Origin of the sequence: Parendozoicomonas verongulae (genome assembly GCF_009711465.1) — a bacterium.
Lineage (GTDB): Bacteria > Pseudomonadota > Gammaproteobacteria > Pseudomonadales > Endozoicomonadaceae > Sansalvadorimonas > Sansalvadorimonas verongulae.
In genome coordinates, this window is sequence record NZ_SMME01000866.1 from 13,294 (window position 1) to 32,625 (window position 19,332).

Here is a 19,332-nt window from a genome sequence, read left to right on the forward strand (position 1 = left end):
CGTGAGGTCGATTTTGCCGTCCTCTGATGTGATGCGCCATGTTTTGTTGAGGTCAAACAGGTCATAGTCAAAAGCGACCCCAGAAACACGGTGTAACTTGCCATCCAACCAGAAACCGTTTTCATTAAAACTGGTTTCGTTAGTACTGCAGGCACCATTCAAACCCAGACGGCGCCCATCCGGGAGGATGGCGGACAGGCATACCCAGTTCCAGAAGCAGCGACGTTTCAAATAACCGGCAGACCAGTCCAGCGTGGCTGTTGCGCCAATCTCTTTCAAATCGAACTCACCAGCCTTGCAGGAGACTTTGCCATTACAGGGGGCTCCCGCCATTTTCTGGGTGTACGCAAAGCCATTGATATCTACGCGGGTTGCGAGGCGAATAGGGTCGAGTCCGCCTTGTTCCATATTCATATCGATAGTGGTGCCATCTTTCAGGCGGACGGTTAGTACTCTTGTATCACCATTGCAGTTGAGTTCTACCGAGTTACTCCCCTGACGAAAGAACCACAGACCCTTATCGGGGGTTTGGTTGACTTTCGAGAAGCTACCAAACCCAGGTGCTTTGAACTGATAGCTGTTCAGTGAGCTGCTTTTGGGATGATAAATGTAAACAAAAGACGTGACAGCGATACGTACATCAACAATTGCCGCGCAGACAATTAACTCAGGGCTTATGGCAGACATAAACTGGAACTGGTTAAAACCAAACCAGCGCTGAAAGGCGTTCGCCTCTTTGCCCATGGGGGTGCGCAGACGGAAGTCCCGATAATTGATCTCCCCCACCGGGCGCTCAAACAACCCCTGACGTACACGGCCAGTTTTCTCAATAAGCTGGAAGTCTGTCTCTACCATCATTCTTGTTCTTATAAACGCAAAAAGAGTAAAGAAAGTATGTGTTAAATGACTTTTTTTCCAGTCCGGGTACTTATGACCGGAAACTATGCAGTAAAGCATATTGACCAGAAGGAAAGGGATGCCGGAAAATAGACGACAGTAAAAATTCGGGGGAAGTATGGAACAGCTATCACCGCTGGACACAGCGTTTCTGAATCTGGAAACCGGCAACACACCCATGCACGTTGGCTCTTTGGGTATATACGACCAATCCACAGTGGATGGTGCTGTGCTTGGATTCAAGGAGATTATCAAGTTTTTTGAAAGCCGCCTGCATAAGGTGCCTTCACTGCGCTATCGCATGGTGGAAGTGCCTATGGGGCTGGATTACCCCTACTGGATTGCCGACCCTGATTTCGATATTGAATTTCACCTCCGTCATATTGCACTGCCTCAACCAGGGGACTGGCGACAGCTTTGCATTCAGGTTGCCCGCATTCACTCCCGCCCACTGGATATGGGGCGCCCGCCTTGGGAAATTTATGTGATTGAAGGGCTGGATAATATCGACGGTCTGCCCCAGGGCTGTTTTGGTGTTGTGACTAAAGTGCATCACTCCCTTGTGGATGGCGTGTTTGGTGCACAACTTCTCACCGCTCTCCATGACCTTGGCCCCAAAACATCCCCGATCAAGGTGGATAAGCCCTGGATTGTTGATCGTGTTCCCACTGGTGTTGAGCTGTTGAGTCGGGCGGCCTTCAACGGTGTGCGAAACTTCACCAAAAAGGGCAAGGCCCTGAGCCAGCATGTATTGCCGGGTGGCGTGGATCTGGCCCGTAACCTGATCAAAGGGAAGCCGGATCAAGACAGCGGCAATATGCTGTTCAAGGCCCCAAAAACTCGCTTTAACGATCAGGTCAGTGCACACCGTGTATTTGAGGCAGTGGACTTTGATCTGAAAGATATCAAGGCTCTGAAAAATACCAAAGCGGGTGTCAGCCTGAACGATGTGATGGTTGGTATTGTGGCAGGTGCATTGCGTCGCTACCTGAGAACAAAAGGGGAGCTGCCGGAAGAGTCCTTAACTGCGATGTTGCCAATTTCCGTGCGGCCCCAGGACAGGAGTAATGTGCAGGGTAACCAGATATCCTTCATGTTCCCGAAAGTGTACACGGATATTGAAGATCCATCCGAGCGTCTGGACGCTATTCATGCAGCAACCAGCAAGGGTAAAAGTGCTAACGATAAGAAAGGTGGAAGCCTGATGTTGGATGTTGCACAACTGTTGCCGACAACGGTGACTAATGCTGCCCTGCGCACCGCACTGAAATACAATCTGACCAATTACCTGAAACCGTTGTTCAACACGGTAATCACCAACGTACCTGGCCCTCAGCTGCCTTTGTATTTTGCTGGTGCAAAACTGGTTAACTTCTACGGAACAGGCATTAGCTACGACACTATGGGGTTGTTCCATATCCTGTTCAGCTACAACGGGAAAATTTCGATCAGCGTAACCTGTTGCCGCAGCATGATGCCTGACCCAGCTTTCTATGCGGACTGCCTGCGTTACTCTATGAAGGAAATGCAAAAAGCTCTGTTGCCGAAAGAAGAACTGGCTGCCAAAAAAGAAGCGGCTTCCCGCCGTGTAACTCGTAAGGTCTCGGCAGATATTGCTAAAAAGGCAGTGGCAGAGGAAAAGGTTGTTGAGCCGGTTGCAGTAAAGGCTACAGAAGAAAAGCCCGCGCCGACGAAGAAACCCGTACATAAGACTGCAACGGGAACCCGTAAGCCAGCAGCCCGCAAAACCACAACGCGAAAAGCACCAGCGAAAAAGCCGAATAGTGCATCATAACGAATTGCTTGAGCGTAGGCCGGTGTTGAACGAATAAGGCCTGACACAGGCAGAGTTATATTTCATTAACTCTGCCTGCTTTTAACAAAACAGATAGTACAGTTGTTAAGCTCCCTTAATGTACTCGTATTCATCTTCCATTTGCAGCTCAATACTCTTTCCCACAAACTCTGCTGCCAGTTTGCCAACCAGAGGCAGACTACTACTGACTTCTATCTCCACATTGTTCACGCAGCCGTTTTCAGTTGGCGTAATTCTCATTTCCCCCTGAACCTTTACAGGCAGGCTATCAAGGTCAACGCGGAGCTGGCAGTGGCGGCTTCCATCGTCGTTGAGTGTCCAGGTTTCTCTCTGGCGAACCTTGTTCCACTCACCGGTAAACCTGCGCAGGGCGGAAGGTACTTCCTGGCCCACAGGCACTTCACGGCGAGAGTCAATGCTCAGCGTAGAGCCCGTCTCTTTTGCACTTTTTAAACGGTACCGGCGTGCACCAATTGTTTCATGCTTGGCCGTTACGCGCTCTTCATCAGCAAAGAAACTGAATACACTATCAACATCAATTGTGTAGGAGTGAGTTGCGGTTACTTTTCTCATTTCTAATCTCCGTAATACCTGAGAGCCATTTTATTGGAAGTGAGTATTGAAAGCATTGATTCTGGCCACGCGTTTACCGTGGATTGACAGCCAAGCCATTGTCACCTGACGTGCTGCTGAAATGACAGGTATTTACGACAATTTTCATATGTTTCATCCAGGGTACGGTTCTTATAATGAACCTGCATATCAAAAAAGTCGTGGGGAAGGGAGTAACATCATGTACGAGAAAATATGGTTAGCTGGTCTTGGTGCTTATGCCCGGTACGAGAAACTCGGTACTGAAGGTCGTAAGTTGTTTGATGGGCTGGTTGAAGATGGCGAAGATGTTCGTGACCGCGCCAACGACAAGGTTGAAGATCTGAAGCAGAAAGCTCAGGAAAAAGTGAATGATACAACGGTTCGCCTGAAAGAAGTTCTGCGTATTAAAGAAGCAGGAGTAGAAGAAGAGAAAGATGATCTGCAGGAGCTCTCTAAGCAGATCGATGAACTGAGCAAGGCTGTCAAAGCTCTGACTACAACTCAGAAACCAGTTGTTGATAAGGTGGCAGCTAAGCAAACATCTTAACGGGCTCAATAAGCTGAGGTCGTTTCCACAAAAATGCCCGCAATTTGCGGGCATTTTTGTGTCGTCAACCCTCGGGCAACAAGGCTTTGAATGAGCTGTTCAGGCACTGAATATAAAACTCCGGGTCTGGCATCATATTTCGGCAACAGTTCACAGAGATATTCAAGGTATTGTTGTAGCTGAAGGCGTTATGGGCAAGGCCAAGGTTGTTGTATATAGAATCTGTAGCATAACAGGCATGGAGTTGTGCTCCAGCGTGGTAGAGGGAAATATGTGGTCCTGCCACACTGCTGATGAAGGTGTTAAAAAACGGGCCGCTATGTCGGGCATTCTGGTAACCAATGGCGGTTTTTAAAAACATGTCGGCGGCGGTATTGGGAAACAAATGGGCAGCGTCGTCTGCAAACTGCCAGTCCAGCCAGGCGGTTTCTGACCGGCACCGCTGCAGGTGTTCTATGAGAGTGTTTAAACGTTCCTTGTCATCTTCTATCTCGGTAAACAGCCTTGGGAAAATATACGAGAACTGGTGTACCATTTTGTTGCTGCCTGTCTGTGGCTGTCCCGGCACCGGGAACATGGCAGTCATGGACTCTTTGGGTAACTCACCCTTGGCCGTCAGGTAACGGTGCAGGGCTCCCCCCACTGCGGCAATGAGTACATCGTTAAAGCGAGACTCTGGAAACTGTGCTCGTATGCGTTTGATGTCGTCAAAGGAAAAGCTGGTTCCGGCAAATACCCTGTGAGGGGAGATCCGTGAGTTAAAGCGTGTGTGGGGGGCGTGGCCGAAGGCACAGCTTTTAGTTTTGCAGGCACTCTCGAACAGTTTTTTGGCTGCTGGATAGGTATACTTGCGTGCGAGGTTTACGTAGTTACCCACAATTTTTGCTCTGTTGACCACTGCGCGACTCAGTAGCTCCAGGTCGTTGGGTACACGATCGACTGTCAGCGGATGGTCTGGCAGAGAAATCATACCTTCCGGTGTAAGGTCATGGAGTGCGGCGATCAACTGACCACCGGTATCCCGGTCAAAAAGAGAGCGGTGCAGTTTTCCAAAAATTGCGAAGCAGCCCTTTGGTAAACCTTCGATTTTATCCAGCCCCTCAATCACCGTCACTTCCCAGAGTGGGCGACCCATATCCAGTGGACGTGAGTTCAGACGAGCTATCAGAATGCAGAGCTGACGCCAGTCTCCAGGTTTGGGCAGGGCGATATGGCGCATGTGGTATTCGATATCGAAATCCGGATCATCAATCCAGTAGGGGTAGTCCAGCTTCAGTGGTATCTTCACCAGTCGCTGGCGCAGCACTGACACTTTGTGAAGACGGGATTCAAAGGTTTTTATGATGTTTTTGAATCGCACCTGTCCACCATCAGCTGTGGACTGATTATAAATACACAACAGCCCCACATGCATAGGGGTGGTGCCAGACTCCATATGGAGGAACAGGTTATTCTGGGGAGAAACTTGATGCATGGCTAGGGCCCTACCTACTGCCGCCTGTTGTTATTTTATGGAGTGCGACTGATGACTCGGAAGAGCCATTATGCGTAAAAGCCGGTCAAAAAAGGTTATTGGAGAATATTTTTATGAGAGCAAAAGCCTTTGGCTGCTTTCGTCCAGTCGCTTCCACTCCCCATCGGGCTGGGCCAGACGATCTGCAATAACATACAGTGCGCGGGGGTTAAAAATAATACCTACGTGGCTGGCTTTTATTTTCACATTTTGCGACAGCTCTGTTTCTTCCACCTGAGCGATCTGCCAGGCAACGATGCCGTCCTCTTTGGTATAAATTGAGGTGAAAGGCACCTCGGGAATCGGTTGGCGAATCTGTTCCACCTTTTCTTCCAGCTCTTCCTGGCAAATATCCCGGCCAAAGGTTTTGATATACAGATCCCAGAGGCTGGTGTGCTCCAGAGAGCCTCCAACCGGGCTTGCCAGTGTTATGACCTGGCGGATCATTTCTGGGTGGCTGCGAGCCGCTTCTCTGGCAAATACACCTCCCAGACTCCACCCCAATAAACTGATTCTGTGTCCGGATGTCACATAAAGTTCTTTGATGCGTTCCAGCAACAGGGTTTCCAGATCTCGGGAGGGGGTTGGGCCCAGATTGAGGCCGAGGCGCCAGGGCTGGGCGTTGTATCCTAATTTACGCAGGCGGTTGCGAATAAATGACGTGGCTGGATCACTGGTGAGAAAGCCCGGCAGAACCATAACCGTATGGCCATCGCCTGTAGGGGCACTCTTTAGCAGAGAACGCTCACTCACAAAGCTGGCAATATCCTTAACAGCCCGGATGGCATCCAGCGCTGTATCCAGCTTAGTGGGCGATTTTATAGTGTTCTGCTTATACATACGGTGCCTCTGTGCTTTTTCTTAGTGGTATACCGCTGTTTTTTTACAGAGTGGTTCACTTGATTATATCCCAGCCTTTTGTGTTTGTTTTGCCTTCTGGTCATTTTTTCCGGTCAATTCCGGCCAATTGCTGTGAAGTATTTTTTGATGCGCCGTAGTTGTTATTTATATTTTGGTTAAAAAGTGAACAATTCGTACTCCTCCCAAGACTGCCACGGCGTGCAGAAGCAGATTTGAAATAACCAACAGGTTTATCCACAGAAGTGGTGGATAAACCGGTTTCGGTCAGTCTTTGCAGGGGTAGGTGCTAATGCGTACGCGTGTTTAAGCGAGGTAAATATTTCAAGGTATCCCCTCCTTCTCTGGAAACCTGGAACGGATTGTCTATTTTTACTCCCCGCTAACAATCATGAACAAATAACAGTCCGGGGGCGTGACACCGAGTGCAGGTGAACAGATTCGTTTTATTATTTGGGGGCGTGCTTTCTTTTGTACAAACGCAAGCTCATTATCAGGGAGTACCCAGAGCGGTTGAGGCTGTTGAATCTGTAGAGGATGTCCGGAAGCAGATTCTTACCGGTTTGCCAGCCTATAAGCAGAAGACATTTCGTCAAAGCCCTTATGGTTGGACGAATTACGGGGTTGACCTCGCTGTAAAAGAAGGCATCGCCGCCAGCAGTGTGTTGGCTGTAATGGGCGGCACAGCTGTTTATCAGGAGGCTGTCAAAGCCAAACTGGGGACATTCTTTGGCGCTTACGGGCAGGTTCTGGCTGATGCCGGACTGGATTATGCCCTCTCATCAAACTGGAGTGATTTTGGTTATCGGCTGCTGGTAAGTGGCGTCAGCTGGTATTTAGGTGAGCAGCTCGGTCCGGTTCCTCCCACTGTTCTGCGCTATGTCCTGAGCCATGGTACTCTTCTGAACGATACATTACCCGATATCTGGCAGGGATATTTTCTCCCACGGTTTTCTGGAACTCGGGAGATCGTGAGTGCAGGTTCACCGCTGTTACGCCTGTTCAGGTTCTACTACCACATTCCCGATGCCAGCTTCACTCCAAACACCGGTGCCCCATGGGTGAGCATTTCGTTCTCCTATGATGATGCTGACTTTGAACCGGTCAGCGAATTTGAGGCACAGCTGATAGAACTGCGGGATTGGGCGCTGGAAGAGGGAGTTGAAGGTATACACCTATATCCCGGAAAGCTGGGTAATCGTTTAAAGCTCTGGGCGGCATCAGTGCGCCGGGGAGCTGTGGATAAAGCGGTTCTGGTTCCCGGTCGTTTTGGTGTTGAAGGGAAATCCAGATGGTGGACGCAGATTATGGATCAGCGCCACTCATCTCTGAGCAGTTCTAAAATTATCAGCCCACTGCATACAGATATACTGGCTAGCCTGCCAACTGTCCTATCTGGAAAAAAAATAAAGCCTGTCACTCTGTCCAGCAGCCGTATAGGGTCGGGGAATGAGCATCTGTTTACCGGGACACTGTCGGCTGTATCGATCGGGCCGGAGGGCTTTTTGTTATTTGATACCCATAGTACCAGGGGCTACGAGATTCCGGAAATTTTCCTCAATACAGAAAAACCTGTGGATAAGGTGACTGTAGAAGCAATTCGTAAAATGGATCAGCAGCGCAGCCCGGCTCCGGCAAGAGGTTTATTCAAGCTCACGACAGATGTTGTTCGCACTCTTGCTTATCGTGCCGCCTTTGACTGGATGTTATCCAAGGTTTCGATAGCGCCTGAAACTACCCTAACGGTCTCAGCTACAACGGAAAGTGAGGCTTTGGATGCAGAATTTCCTGAACCTGAACCGGTAGACTTTGATACTCGGGATGATATTCCGTTTCAACCAGAGCTAAAGAAAGGCACATTACAGGCTACAGCTCTTGAAGAAAAAGACGTGCATAAAACAGAGAGTCGGTGGCAGGTGATGCCAGAGTCTAAGCGCGATCTGGGCTTGATATCCAAAACACCAGTATCTTGGGAAAACCTTGAAGACTGGGAAAAAATAGATGCCTATACACTGGAGGCTTGGAATCAAGACGTTAAAAACAAATACTACATGCTGAAATGGGAAGAAGAAAAAGAAAAGCTGAAAGCCCTGAAACGTAAAGAGAAAAGGGAATCCACAGCATATATCAGTGAAAGGCGCTATCTGCACTTAGTTGGTCGTGCAGAGGCTCTGGTAAAAGGAGCTGCAGGAAAGTCAGATGAGCTGCTGACCCGTACACGTGAAACTATAGAGACTATTGAAGCCAACATTTGTAAAGCCTCTAAGGGTAAGGGGCGTGATGGTGAAACTGCGCCCCAGAAGGCGGCTCTGCGTATTATCACTTTGAAAGAGCAGACAGAAAAACTTAATAAGCTTTACAAGGAGTTAAGTCCAACACTGGATGTCGATGACATGAGCAACTCGCAGAGAAACTGGAGCTGTGTTGCGGAAATGGCCACCAGGGTAGATATTTTAGCCACAGATATAAAGAATGATTTTCCTACTGGAAAAGGAGTAAAGGTTCCGCCTGTTAGCGGGAACATTGATCAAGCACTCGTAGAGTTCCAAAGGGATATTGATAGCTTTACTTTCCTCAAAAAAAGAGAGAAGCAACCTAAGACCCTGCAGTCCAAAGCTGTTGAAAATGCAGACGTTTCAGAAACAAAAGCAACGTGTCGTGCCCCGGATGAGTTGTGTGTAAAAACAACCGGAGATGTCAAGGTGCTAGTGCTTGGACAGCCAGGGGTTGGTAAGACGACACTGCTGGAACGCCTTCATGGCAAAAGTCTGGAACTCACAGCCAAAGATGGAGGCCGGTACGCTGTTGAGCGCTATCACCCCGTGAAGGTGGGTTCAAACACCAGTGTGACTTATACCGTGGCCTCATTAACTACCAATCCAGATGACCCCTCTGCATTGTCTAAAGACTCTGAATTACTGAAAGAGCTGATGAGTTGGGCTGATAGCTACCTTTGGGTGGGTGACTTCAATAAGCACTATCAATACCGCTGTATTCAGGATGAGCAGGTAAGGAAAAGCTGTGATATGGCAATAAAAGACGAAGAAGATCTATTTGGAGCGGTTGTCAGTCTGAATGCCAAAGAGAAAGAACTGGCTGTCGTCCTTAACAAATCTGATGTAACTATAAAGGATTTAGTACCCCGCTATAGACAAGGGTACAGCGAAGACGTTCTTCCCTCTGCTGCGGCGTCTGTAAAACCTGATGCCAACAGCCCCAGAGAACTAAAAACACTTATGGATGAGAATGTGTTTGGTCAGGTGCGGGCTGTTCACGAGAGTGCACGCAGCATCTATCAAAACCTGGCAAATGGTGCTAAATCTAAGAAGGGGTATGGTGATTATCTTCCTGCTAGCTACATCACCCTGCAGGGTGATGTGTACTATCTCTATCCGAGGCTCTTTTTCAAGCAGCTTGGAGCCGTTCATGGGAGTGAGGCCTCATCCTGGAATGATAAGCTGAAAACATGGATAGTGAGGGATATGAAGCCCGAACGGCGTTTGAAAAGTGCTGTGGAAAAGTGACAGGTGAGTTATGTCCAATGGCTCACCCAAGCTTAAATAAGTACCCAAACCATTGTTTTCGTATAGTCTGCGAAAGCAATGGCCTTGGTACCTGACTTGTCTATAAAGGTAATGCGACTTGTATTTGCAAACCACCTTCAGGTCGGTTTGCAAGGTGAATTTTGCCACCGTGAGCATGAATAATATTACGAGCAATTGCCATACCCAGACCTATGCCCCCGGTGTCACGGTTGCGAGATTGTTCCAGGCGTACAAATGGCTCAAATACTCTCTCCATATCTTTTTCGTCCATTCCCGGGCCATTATCATTAATAACAATGGTTGTGGCATTTTTGGATAATAACAGGGATACCTCAGCGCTTTTGCCATACTTCACACCATTCTCTATCAGGTTGCGCAGTGCTCTGCGCAGGCTGACTGGACGACAGACACTTACTGCTTCAAGGCCTTCTGTAAACTCTACCGGCATGCCGATATCTCTCAGGTCCTCACAGATACTATCCACAAGAGCGTTAAGCTCCACACGCCGTGAGGGTTCTTTAATAGAGCTTTCCCGGGCAAATGACAGGGTCGCTTCCGCCATCTGTTGCATCTCATCAAGAGTGTCAAGCAGATGATCTTTCTGGCTGGAATCCGGCAGTAACTCAATGCGTAAGCGCATGGTCGTCATGGGAGTACGCAAGTCGTGGGTCAGAGCCGCCAGCATGCTGGTACGATCGGCAACAAATCGATTGATCCGTTCATTCATTTGGTTGAAAGCACGGGTCGCCCGTTGAATATCTTCAGGGCCGGTCATCGGCAGTGGCTTGACGTCTTCCCCCCGGCCAAGGCGATTGGATGCATTGGATAACCGCTTGAGTGGGCGGGTAATTCTTTGAACAATAAAGACGATTGCTACCATCACCAGCGCAGAAGCAATCAATAAAAATAGAACAGTTTGTTGTGCGGCAAGAGGTTCGCTAATCGGTGCTTCAGCTCTCAGGTTTAGCCAGGTCTTATTCGGTAACTGCACGGACATAACGATGAAATTGGTTTCGTGTTCATGATCACGTTGGCCATGGTGTTTGGATGATTTAGTGCAGGGGCTGCCATCGTCGTTCTCATCCTCTTCCGAGCAGGTGCCCCCCCAGTAGTTACGGGTTCGCCAGGTACTGGTTTCCATGTGCACACGCACATGGCCTTGAAACTCGGGGCCTATACTCCTTTCGATACGGCGAACAAGCATGTATTTCAGAGACGAGCGGTTTTCTTTTTCAGGCAGCAGCGGACGTAGATTGATGGTGTATTGAGAGCGCGGCATGCTCGCAGCTTTCACCATGGTTTGGTGATAAAAGGCCGGTGTCTTGGCCAATTCCCTCACCAGTTTTGTAGTACGTTTAACCTGCTGCCACTGGGCACTGTTGTACATATTCTCACGGTGGGCATCAAAGAGAACAATGGCCGTGAGGATCTGGGCTATCACCAGCGAAAGCAAAACCCCCATGACCATTTGTGCCGCGAGATTGGAGGGCCAGAAGCGACTCATTCAGACATCACTTCGGCTGTCAGCATATACCCGCCACCCCAGACTGTTTTGATAAGTGTTGGGTTTTTCGGGTCAGTTTCCACCTTGCGACGCAGGCGACTGACCTGGTTGTCTATGCTTCGGTCAAAGGGCATGGCTTCGCGCCCCTGGGTAATATCCAGAAGCTGGTCCCGGCTCAAGACTCGGCGAGGGTTGGATATGAATGCGCTCAGAAGCCGGTATTCTGCTGTACTGAGAGGAATTACGATATCTTTGTCGTCTTCCAGCTGGCGCAGGTTATTGTCGAGGGTCCAGCGATCAAACTGCAGACGTTCGCTTGAGCTTTTTTCTTCAGGTACGGCTTCCGCCTTGCTGGCACGGCGCAGTACGGCTTTGATACGAGCCAATAGCTCTCTGGGGCTGAACGGTTTGCAGACATAGTCATCAGCACCCATTTCCAGGCCAACAACTTTATCGCTCTCTTCGCCCATGGCGGTGAGCATAATAATAGGTGGCCCATCGATACTGCGAACGTAGCGACACAGGCTGAGACCATCTTCTCCTGGCATCATCAGATCCAGTACGATCAGGTTGATATCGTCGTGTTTCTCAAGAGCCTCACGCATGGATACACCATCCATAGCGAGAGATACCTTCAAACCGTGACGGGAAAGATACTGTCCAAGAAGATCCCTGATTTCGTCGTGGTCATCGACGACTAAAATGTGCTCGGTGTTTTCCATAAAAAAATCCAGTTTGTGCTGGGTGCATTATAGGGACATGCAGTGTCTAAGGTGTAGCGGTGGGTTGTAGCAAAGTTATGCAGATCAGGGGGGAGTGGAGACATTTTGCGACAATAATCGTTTGGTTTTCTGAAACTTCTGAAGAATGCCTCTTGTGGCTGTGCTCAGTTGCAATCCGGGTACTTATGAGAGCGTCAGTCAGAGTGTGACAAACTTTAGGTAAGCTCTGCGACATTTTGCGACAAAGTTTCTGTTACCTGTGATATTTATACGACAACTTAATTGTCTAATAGAGCCATACCAAGCCGACACGGGCTTAAAAAATTCAGTCACTTTGAGAGAGATACTTTGATTATCAAAGTGGCACAATCAGGAAATAGTACGTTACGAATTGACCCCCAAGCTGTGTAGATAGAGGCAACCCGATACATTCCACTCGGGTAACTTAAGCCATGATCTGGTGCAGGAGGTGAGAGACCCTGCAGAGAGGCCGGATCATGGCCATTTTTTGTATTTTAACTTCCTGTCAATTCGCGATCCCGCCAAACCGCTTCCAATCCCTGCTTTTTCAACATCTTCGCAATCGCTAGTGGTGAGCGACAATCATCAATGCTGAATTGTTCCAGAGCTTCTGGCTTACCTTCTTCCTGATTCGCATAGCCACCGGGACGGGTGCTGGACGCTGCACTCATACTGGTGATGCCCAGACGAGATACATTATCCCGAAATACCTCGGATTCCCGTGTGGAAAGTGATAGTTCGACCTGTGGAAAGACCAGACGCCAGGCGCATATCAACTGAACCAGTTGGCGGTCGCTGATAGGGCTTGAAGGCTGAAAGTCACCTTCACAGGGACGAATCCGTGGGAAGGAAATGGAATAACGGGTTTTCCAGTAGGTTCTCTGGAGGTAATCCAGATGATGAGCAAGAAAAGCACTGTCTGTACGCCAGTCTTCCAGCCCCAACAGTGCTCCCAGACCAATTTTTCGCACACCGGCACGACCAAGCCTGTCGGCTGTATCCAGCCGGTATACAAAATCCTGCTTGTTGCCGCGTTTGTGATAGTTGGCATAGGCAGGGCGATTGTAGGTTTCCTGATAAATCATCACGGCATCCAGCCCGAGATCAATCAGCTCTGCATACTCATCTTCATCCAGTGGCTGCACTTCCATGCTCAGGTGGGAGACGTGCTTTTTGATGTAAGGCACAACCTCCCGGAAGTACTGCATACCCACGGTACCGGGAGCCTCACCGGTGACCAGCAGCAGGTGCTCAAACCCCATGCGCTTGATGGCGGCGATTTCCCGGTCCAGCTGCTCCGTAGTGAGGGTTTCCCGGCGAATCGGGTTGTCCAGACTGAACCCACAATAGGTGCAGATGTTGTGGCACTTGTTAGAGAGGTAAAGAGGAATATAAAGCTGCACTGCATTGCCAAAACGTTTACGGGTCATCTGCAGGCTGTTGGCAGCCATCTGCTCCAGAAATGGTTCCGCAGCGGGTGAAATCAGTACACGAAAATCGTCCACTGTTTTATGAGGGCTATTGAGTACCTGTTGCACATCAGTGGCGGTGTAACTGTGTGCACTCAGACGGATATCATCCCAGCTAAGGCTTTGATATTTGTCGCTGAAATAACTTATCGGCAAACTCATGGCAAATCCAGGAAGGAAGTAAGAGGGCTGCTGGCCTCGGCAACGAGCTGACGGCCACCCAGGCCGGCTTCATAAGCCTGACGACCTGCGATAACAGCCATGCGGAAGGCATCAGCCATAGCCGCGGGATCACCTGCAACTGCGATGGCGGTATTCACCAGAACCGCATCAGCACCCATTTCCATGGCTTCCGCCGCATCGGACGGGCTGCCGATACCGGCATCCACAATCACCGGCACGTTGCTGCCTTCAATAATGATATGGATAAAGTCTTTGGTGCGCAGACCAAGATTACTGCCAATAGGGGCCGCCAGAGGCATAACAGCGGCGCAACCAGCTTCTTCCAGACGGCGGCAGATCACCGGGTCAGCATGGATGTAAGGCAACACATGGAAACCTTGTTTTACCAGTACCTCAGCAGCTTTCAGGGTTTCCACCGGGTCAGGCATCAGGTAGCGAGGGTCGGGATGAATTTCCAGTTTGAGGAAGGAGGTGCCCAGCGCTTCGCGGGCCAGTTGTGCCGCAAACACGGCCTCTTCGGCGGTGCGGGCGCCAGAGGTGTTGGGCAGAAGGTTCACACCGCATTCCTGCAACGGGGCGAGAATGTCGTCGTCCTGATCAGCGGTATCAACCCGTTTCAGAGCCATGGTCACCATAGCGGTTTGGGAGTGTTTTACGGCATCAGCCAAAGCCTGACGGCTGCTGAATTTGCCGGTGCCCAGAAGTAGGCGTGAGGAAAATGTCTGGTCTGCAAGGGTGAGCATCGGGGCGGCGTCCTGCTGATTAAGAGCGATATTTGTGTTTTCTTGTTCCGTTTAACCGCCAGCGGTGGCGCGGATAATCAAAATCTGGTCGCCATTCTCCAGTGTTGATTCATCCCACTGGGAGCGGGGCACAACATTTTGATTTCTGGCGATAGCAGTTCCTGCTTCAGGAACATTCATTTGATTCAAAAGCTGAGTCAGGGTGATGGCAATATCATCCAGCTCATGGATCTGGTTGTTAACCGTGATCTGCATAATGGTTTCCATTCATGAGGCAGGTGATTGTAGGGGGCATGTTTGTTGTTGGGAAGGGGAAAGCCGCTGAGCAGGCTGAGTTGCTCTTCCAACACCGTGGAAAACACCACCCAGCCAACCCTTGACCCGCTACGTGACCAGAGTTGTGACGCAGCAAGGGCGGAAAAAGACGCCGCCAGACTATGCGAAAGCAATGGTCCGGGTACTTACCAGACAGCAGTTGTTCTTCTCCTCGAAGAGTTTATTTGTGTGTTCTGCCTGATCTGGAAAAATGATTGCAAATCGGAAGAAATTGATTTGTAACGGTGTAACAAACACGAAGGCGAGCTAAGTTGCTCTTTCTGTTTGTTTGCACCAATGGCTGTTAGCCCGCTGAGCACATTCCAGCGGAGCAAGTGAGTGGGAAAAAGTAGACGGAAAATGTGCTCTTTTTTGATGAATGTCACTTTGCTCTTAATCGTTCAAGGGGTGGAACGAATGCAACCACTAACTGGAATTTTTTATTTATCCCGTGTGTGAAAATTCGTTATTGCAGGTGTTGGCTATTTCGTTCAATATGCGTCGCTGGGTCTATATATAGTGTTTATTGTGGTGATTTGCACTACATATAGGTCTGACCCCTCTCGATAAAAATGCTCCGGAGCAACACCCCAATGACTGACATCATCAAACGCGATGGATCGCGGCAGCGTTTTGACGAAAGCCGTATTGTGAAAGCCGTTGCCTGCGCTATGAACGATGCGGGTCTGCGTGATGATGACTTTGCCCGCTCTGTGGCCGAACAAATACGCCATGCCTTTAATGGTCAGGGGACTGTGGATATCTACGATCTTCAGGCCAAAGTTGAAAATGTAATGATGCGTAGCCGCTATAAGGATGCTGCTCGCTGCTACATTGAGTTTCGTCGTGAACGCGATATCGAGCGTGAGTCCCGCAACTCCCTGAACAAAGAAATTCTGGGCATTATCAATCAGGACAACGAGCAGATCCTGAACGAGAACGCTAACAAAGATAGCAAGATCATTCCTACCCAGCGTGATCTTCTGGCCGGTGTGGTAGCGCGTCATTACGCGCGCCAGCACATTCTGCCCCGCCATGTTGCACAAGCCCATGATCGTGGGGAAATCCATTACCACGATCTGGATTACTCCCCATTCTTCCCCATGTTCAACTGCATGCTGATTGACGTAAAAGGCATGTTGGATAATGGCTTCAAAATGGGGAATGCGGAGATTGAAGAGCCGCGCTCCATTCTCACGGCAACGGCGATCACTGCGCAGATTATTGCTCAGGTATCCAGTCATATCTACGGCGGCACCAGCATTAACGAGATTGATCGTATTCATGCTCCTTACGTGCGCAAAACCTACGAGAAGCATCGGGCTCAGGGCATGCGCTGGATTGGCGATGAAGAGAAGGCCGAAGCATACGCGCTGGAGATGACCGAGAAGGATTGCTTCGATGCCTATCAGGCGCTGGAGTACGAGATCAACACTCTGCACACCGCCAATGGCCAGACTCCGTTTGTGACCTTCGGCTTTGGTCTGGGTACCAGCTGGGAAGAGCGCCTGGTTCAGACGTCTATTCTCAAGAACCGTATTCGTGGCCTTGGCCGCAACAAGAAAACTCCGATTTTCCCCAAATTGGTGTTCGGCATTCGTAAAGGGGTGAACCTCGATAAAGAAGATCCTAACTACGATATCAAACAACTGGCTCTGGAGTGCGCCAGCAAGCGCATGTATCCAGACATCCTGAACTACGACAAGCTGGTGGAAGTCACTGGCAGTTTCAAAACGCCTATGGGCTGTCGTTCATTCCTGGGTATATACGAAGAGAAGGGTGAGCTGATTCACGATGGCCGTAATAATCTGGGTGTTGTATCCCTGAACTTACCTCGTATTGCTCTGGAAAGCACAGACGAAACCAGTTTCTATAAACTGCTGGACGAGCGTCTGGTTGTAGCGAAAGATGCGCTGATGAGCCGTATCCAACGTCTGGATAATGTCACTGCCAGTGTTGCGCCAATCCTTTATGTAGAAGGTGCTTGTGGTGTGCGCCTCAAGCCCACTGACAAAATCAGTGAAGTCTTCAAGAACGGCCGCGCCAGTATCTCCCTGGGTTATATCGGCATTCACGAAACCATTAACGCTCTGTTCGGCAATGAAGAGCATATCTACGACAGCGAAGAACTGAAGCGCAAAGGCGTTGAAATTGTGGCCTATCTGCGCAAGGCCGTGGAAAGCTGGAAACGGGAAACCGGTTACGGCTTCAGCCTCTACTCAACGCCCAGTGAAAGTCTGTGTGATCGCTTCTGTCGTCTGGATGAAAAAGAGTACGGCGTTGTGGAAGGTGTCACCGACAAAGGCTATTACACAAACTCTTTCCACCTTGATGTGCAGAAGAATGCCACCCCTTACGATAAGGTAGACTTTGAGATGGATTATCCTCCGCACGCCTCTGGTGGCTTTATCTGCTACGGGGAATTCCCCAACATGCAGCGCAATATCAAGGCACTGGAAAATGTCTGGGACTATACCTACGACAAAGTCCCTTACTACGGCACCAACACGCCCATCGACAGCTGCTACAAGTGTGGTTACGAAGGCGAGTTTGAAGCAACAGCCCGTGGCTTTGAGTGCCCGTCCTGTCAGAACAGGGATTCCACCAAGATGTCTGTAACCCGTCGTGTGTGTGGTTATCTCGGTCAGCCCAACAGCCGCCCGTTTATCAAGGGTAAACAGGAAGAGGTGACTCGCAGGGTGAAGCATCTGTAAGAGAATCTGACGTTTGATGAACTATCACAAGTACTATCCGCTGGATGTTGTGAATGGTGAGGGGACGCGCTGCGTTCTCTTTGTCAGTGGCTGTGCCCACAAGTGTGTGGGCTGCCATAACGCATCCACAATCAAGCCAGACTCCGGCCATCCTTATACTCTCGAACTGGAAGAGCAGATTCTGAAGGACCTGGGGGATACCCGTATCCATCGGGATGGTTTGTCCCTGTCTGGTGGTGACCCGCTATTTCCTTCCAATCTCAACGACGTTGGTCGCCTGGTTCGCCGTGCCAAAGAGATGTATCCAGAAAAGGATATCTGGATGTGGACAGGCTACGAGCTGGAAGAACTCAGTAAAGCCCAGCTCGCTGTTGTGAAATATGTGGACGTTCTGATAGACGGCCGCTTTGTAATGGCTGAACGCAATCTCAGTCTGGCCTGGCGCGGAAGTGCCAACCAGCGAATTCTTCGTCGTACTGAAGGCATGCTATAAAAGCTGCGTGTTTAACGTGTTCTGTCTCCGGTTTCTACAGGCTCCTCTTTGGCCTTCCATTCTTTAAGGCCACCCCGGTAGTACCGGATGGTCTTATAACCTTTCTTTACCACAAAATCGGCGGCTTTAAACCATGCTGAACATTGTGGTCCTCCGCAGTACACAACCACCAAATCATTTTTGCTGCTGGGCAAGGGACGTTTTTCTTCTTTCTTGATCAGTGCCGGCAATGAGAGTGCGCCTGGTATATGACCATTGTTGTAAGTAGTGGGGCTATTGGCATCGAGCAGGGTGATATTGCCTTCCCTCATCGCCTGCTTAAGATCTGAATAGGTGATTACGGGGTATCGGTCGGTATAGAGCTTCCATGTTTCCGAGAGGGGCTGTGGCGCGGCCTCTACATTTTCTGCAACTGGCAGCAACAAAAGAAGTGGCAGGATAAGTGCTCTGATTGAGTTCAACACGAAGATGTCTCCAGACCCTAGGCTGTGAGCATTATAGTCACGGCAGATGATATAATCGGGGCAATTTTTGTTGTCTATTTTTTGGACTTTTCCTGATTATGCTCTCAGACAGTTACTCTGCTCGTTTTGGTGGCACGGCGCGCCTATATGGCCTGGATGTTACTGAAAAACTCCGTAATGCTCATATTTGTGTGATTGGTATAGGTGGTGTGGGCTCCTGGGCTGCAGAGGCTCTTGCCCGTACAGGCGTGGGCTCTGTCACTCTGATTGATCTGGATGATATCTGTGTCACCAACACTAATCGCCAGATTCATGCCACGGCTGATACCATCGGGCAATCCAAGATCGAAGTGATGGCCCAGCGTATGCGGGCAATAAACCCTGAAATCCAGGTGCACGAAATTGATGACTTCGTGGCTGATGACAATGTGCAGGAATACATAACAAAGGAATTCGATTATGTACTGGATGCTATCGACAGCTTCCGGGTAAAGGCCGCCATCATCGCTCACTGCAAACGTAACAAAATTCCGGTTGTTACAGTGGGGGCTGCTGGTGGATTGATCGATCCGCTGAAAATTCGTGTTACAGATTTGACAAAAACTTTTCAGGATCCGCTGGCAAAAAAGGTAAAGGATTTTCTGCGTTACCGATATAATTTTTCTAAGAATAACAAGCGTCGCTTTGCCGTAGAGTGTATCTTCTCGGAAGAAGCCGCCCGATACCCTCAACCTGATGGTTCTGTCTGTGAGAAAAAGCCGGGATCAACGGATGGTATGGAATCCATGAAAATGGATTGTGCCAATGGTTTTGGTGCTGCAACAATGGTAACAGCGACGTTCGGGTTTGTGGCTGTTTCAAGGATCATAGAAAAGCTCACCCGAAAGCTTGAACGTTCACAGTAAGTAAGTACCCGGACCATTGCTTTCGCATA

16 protein-coding genes are annotated in these 19,332 nt (G+C 49.6%); 6 read left to right on the forward strand and 10 right to left on the reverse strand.

The annotated features are described in order from the left end of the window. Window positions 1-858, reverse strand: an 858-nt coding sequence (locus tag E1189_RS24020; RefSeq protein WP_196221524.1) for a DUF2804 domain-containing protein, incomplete at its 3' end; no start/stop codon positions are given. A gap of 157 nt (window positions 859-1,015) precedes the next feature. Here E1189_RS24020 and E1189_RS18885 point away from each other — a divergent pair. Further along, window positions 1,016-2,692 carry a wax ester/triacylglycerol synthase family O-acyltransferase gene (locus E1189_RS18885; RefSeq protein WP_155162425.1) on the forward strand — a complete coding sequence of 559 codons (1,677 nt, stop codon included), beginning with the start codon at window positions 1,016-1,018 and terminating at the stop codon, window positions 2,690-2,692. A 105-nt stretch (window positions 2,693-2,797) separates the two neighbouring features. On the opposite strand, the gene E1189_RS18890 is transcribed toward E1189_RS18885, so the two are convergent. Continuing rightward, entirely contained in the window at window positions 2,798-3,286 is a 489-nt protein-coding gene (locus E1189_RS18890; protein WP_155162427.1) for a DUF2505 domain-containing protein, read from the reverse strand. Between the two features lie 220 nt (window positions 3,287-3,506). Between E1189_RS18890 and E1189_RS18895 the strand changes: the two genes are divergently transcribed. Continuing rightward, on the forward strand, window positions 3,507-3,854 hold the full coding sequence (locus E1189_RS18895; protein WP_196221525.1) for a phasin family protein: 348 nt from the start codon (window positions 3,507-3,509) through the stop codon (window positions 3,852-3,854). A gap of 64 nt (window positions 3,855-3,918) precedes the next feature. On the opposite strand, the gene E1189_RS18900 is transcribed toward E1189_RS18895, so the two are convergent. Further along, entirely contained in the window at window positions 3,919-5,328 is a 1,410-nt protein-coding gene (locus E1189_RS18900) for a wax ester/triacylglycerol synthase family O-acyltransferase (protein WP_155162431.1), read from the reverse strand. A 111-nt stretch (window positions 5,329-5,439) separates the two neighbouring features. Further along, the gene (locus tag E1189_RS18905) at window positions 5,440-6,207 is read right to left on the reverse strand and encodes an alpha/beta hydrolase family protein (protein WP_155162434.1); all 768 of its coding nucleotides are present in this window, start codon (window positions 6,205-6,207) and stop codon (window positions 5,440-5,442) included. A gap of 443 nt (window positions 6,208-6,650) precedes the next feature. On the opposite strand from E1189_RS18905, the gene E1189_RS18910 reads away from it, so the two are divergent. Then, entirely contained in the window at window positions 6,651-9,749 is a 3,099-nt protein-coding gene (locus E1189_RS18910) for a GTPase domain-containing protein (RefSeq protein WP_155162436.1), read from the forward strand. Window positions 9,750-9,849: 100 nt separating this feature from the next. Here E1189_RS18910 and E1189_RS18915 read toward each other — a convergent pair whose 3' ends face one another. From E1189_RS18915 to thiS, 5 genes are all read right to left on the reverse strand, one after another. Beyond that, window positions 9,850-11,274 (reverse strand): ATP-binding protein, encoded by a 1,425-nt coding sequence (locus tag E1189_RS18915; RefSeq protein ID WP_155162438.1) that lies wholly within the window; start codon window positions 11,272-11,274, stop codon window positions 9,850-9,852. Then, entirely contained in the window at window positions 11,271-11,996 is a 726-nt protein-coding gene (locus E1189_RS18920; RefSeq protein ID WP_155162440.1) for a response regulator, read from the reverse strand. The genes E1189_RS18915 and E1189_RS18920 overlap by 4 nt, the downstream gene beginning before the upstream one ends. A gap of 515 nt (window positions 11,997-12,511) precedes the next feature. Then, window positions 12,512-13,648: a 2-iminoacetate synthase ThiH gene (thiH, locus tag E1189_RS18925; protein ID WP_155162442.1), complete on the reverse strand. Its 1,137-nt coding sequence runs from the start codon at window positions 13,646-13,648 to the stop codon at window positions 12,512-12,514. Continuing rightward, entirely contained in the window at window positions 13,645-14,412 is a 768-nt protein-coding gene (locus tag E1189_RS18930) for a thiazole synthase (RefSeq protein ID WP_155162444.1), read from the reverse strand. Before E1189_RS18930 ends, thiH begins: the two co-directional genes overlap by 4 nt. A 51-nt stretch (window positions 14,413-14,463) precedes the next feature. Then, window positions 14,464-14,667 (reverse strand): sulfur carrier protein ThiS, encoded by a 204-nt coding sequence (thiS, locus tag E1189_RS18935; protein WP_196221526.1) that lies wholly within the window; start codon window positions 14,665-14,667, stop codon window positions 14,464-14,466. 653 nt (window positions 14,668-15,320) lie between these two features. Between thiS and nrdD the strand changes: the two genes are divergently transcribed. Next, window positions 15,321-17,441, forward strand: a complete 2,121-nt coding sequence (nrdD, locus tag E1189_RS18940; protein ID WP_155162448.1) for an anaerobic ribonucleoside-triphosphate reductase — start codon at window positions 15,321-15,323, stop codon at window positions 17,439-17,441. Window positions 17,442-17,457: 16 nt separating this feature from the next. After that, window positions 17,458-17,934: an anaerobic ribonucleoside-triphosphate reductase-activating protein gene (gene nrdG, locus E1189_RS18945; protein ID WP_155162450.1), complete on the forward strand. Its 477-nt coding sequence runs from the start codon at window positions 17,458-17,460 to the stop codon at window positions 17,932-17,934. An 11-nt stretch (window positions 17,935-17,945) separates the two neighbouring features. Here the strand turns inward: nrdG and E1189_RS18950 are convergent, their stop codons facing one another. Next, window positions 17,946-18,398: a rhodanese-like domain-containing protein gene (locus tag E1189_RS18950; protein ID WP_155162453.1), complete on the reverse strand. Its 453-nt coding sequence runs from the start codon at window positions 18,396-18,398 to the stop codon at window positions 17,946-17,948. Between the two features lie 98 nt (window positions 18,399-18,496). Between E1189_RS18950 and tcdA the strand changes: the two genes are divergently transcribed. Further along, window positions 18,497-19,303 carry a tRNA cyclic N6-threonylcarbamoyladenosine(37) synthase TcdA gene (tcdA, locus tag E1189_RS18955; protein ID WP_155162455.1) on the forward strand — a complete coding sequence of 269 codons (807 nt, stop codon included), beginning with the start codon at window positions 18,497-18,499 and terminating at the stop codon, window positions 19,301-19,303. The last annotated feature ends 29 nt before the right edge of the window (window positions 19,304-19,332 follow it).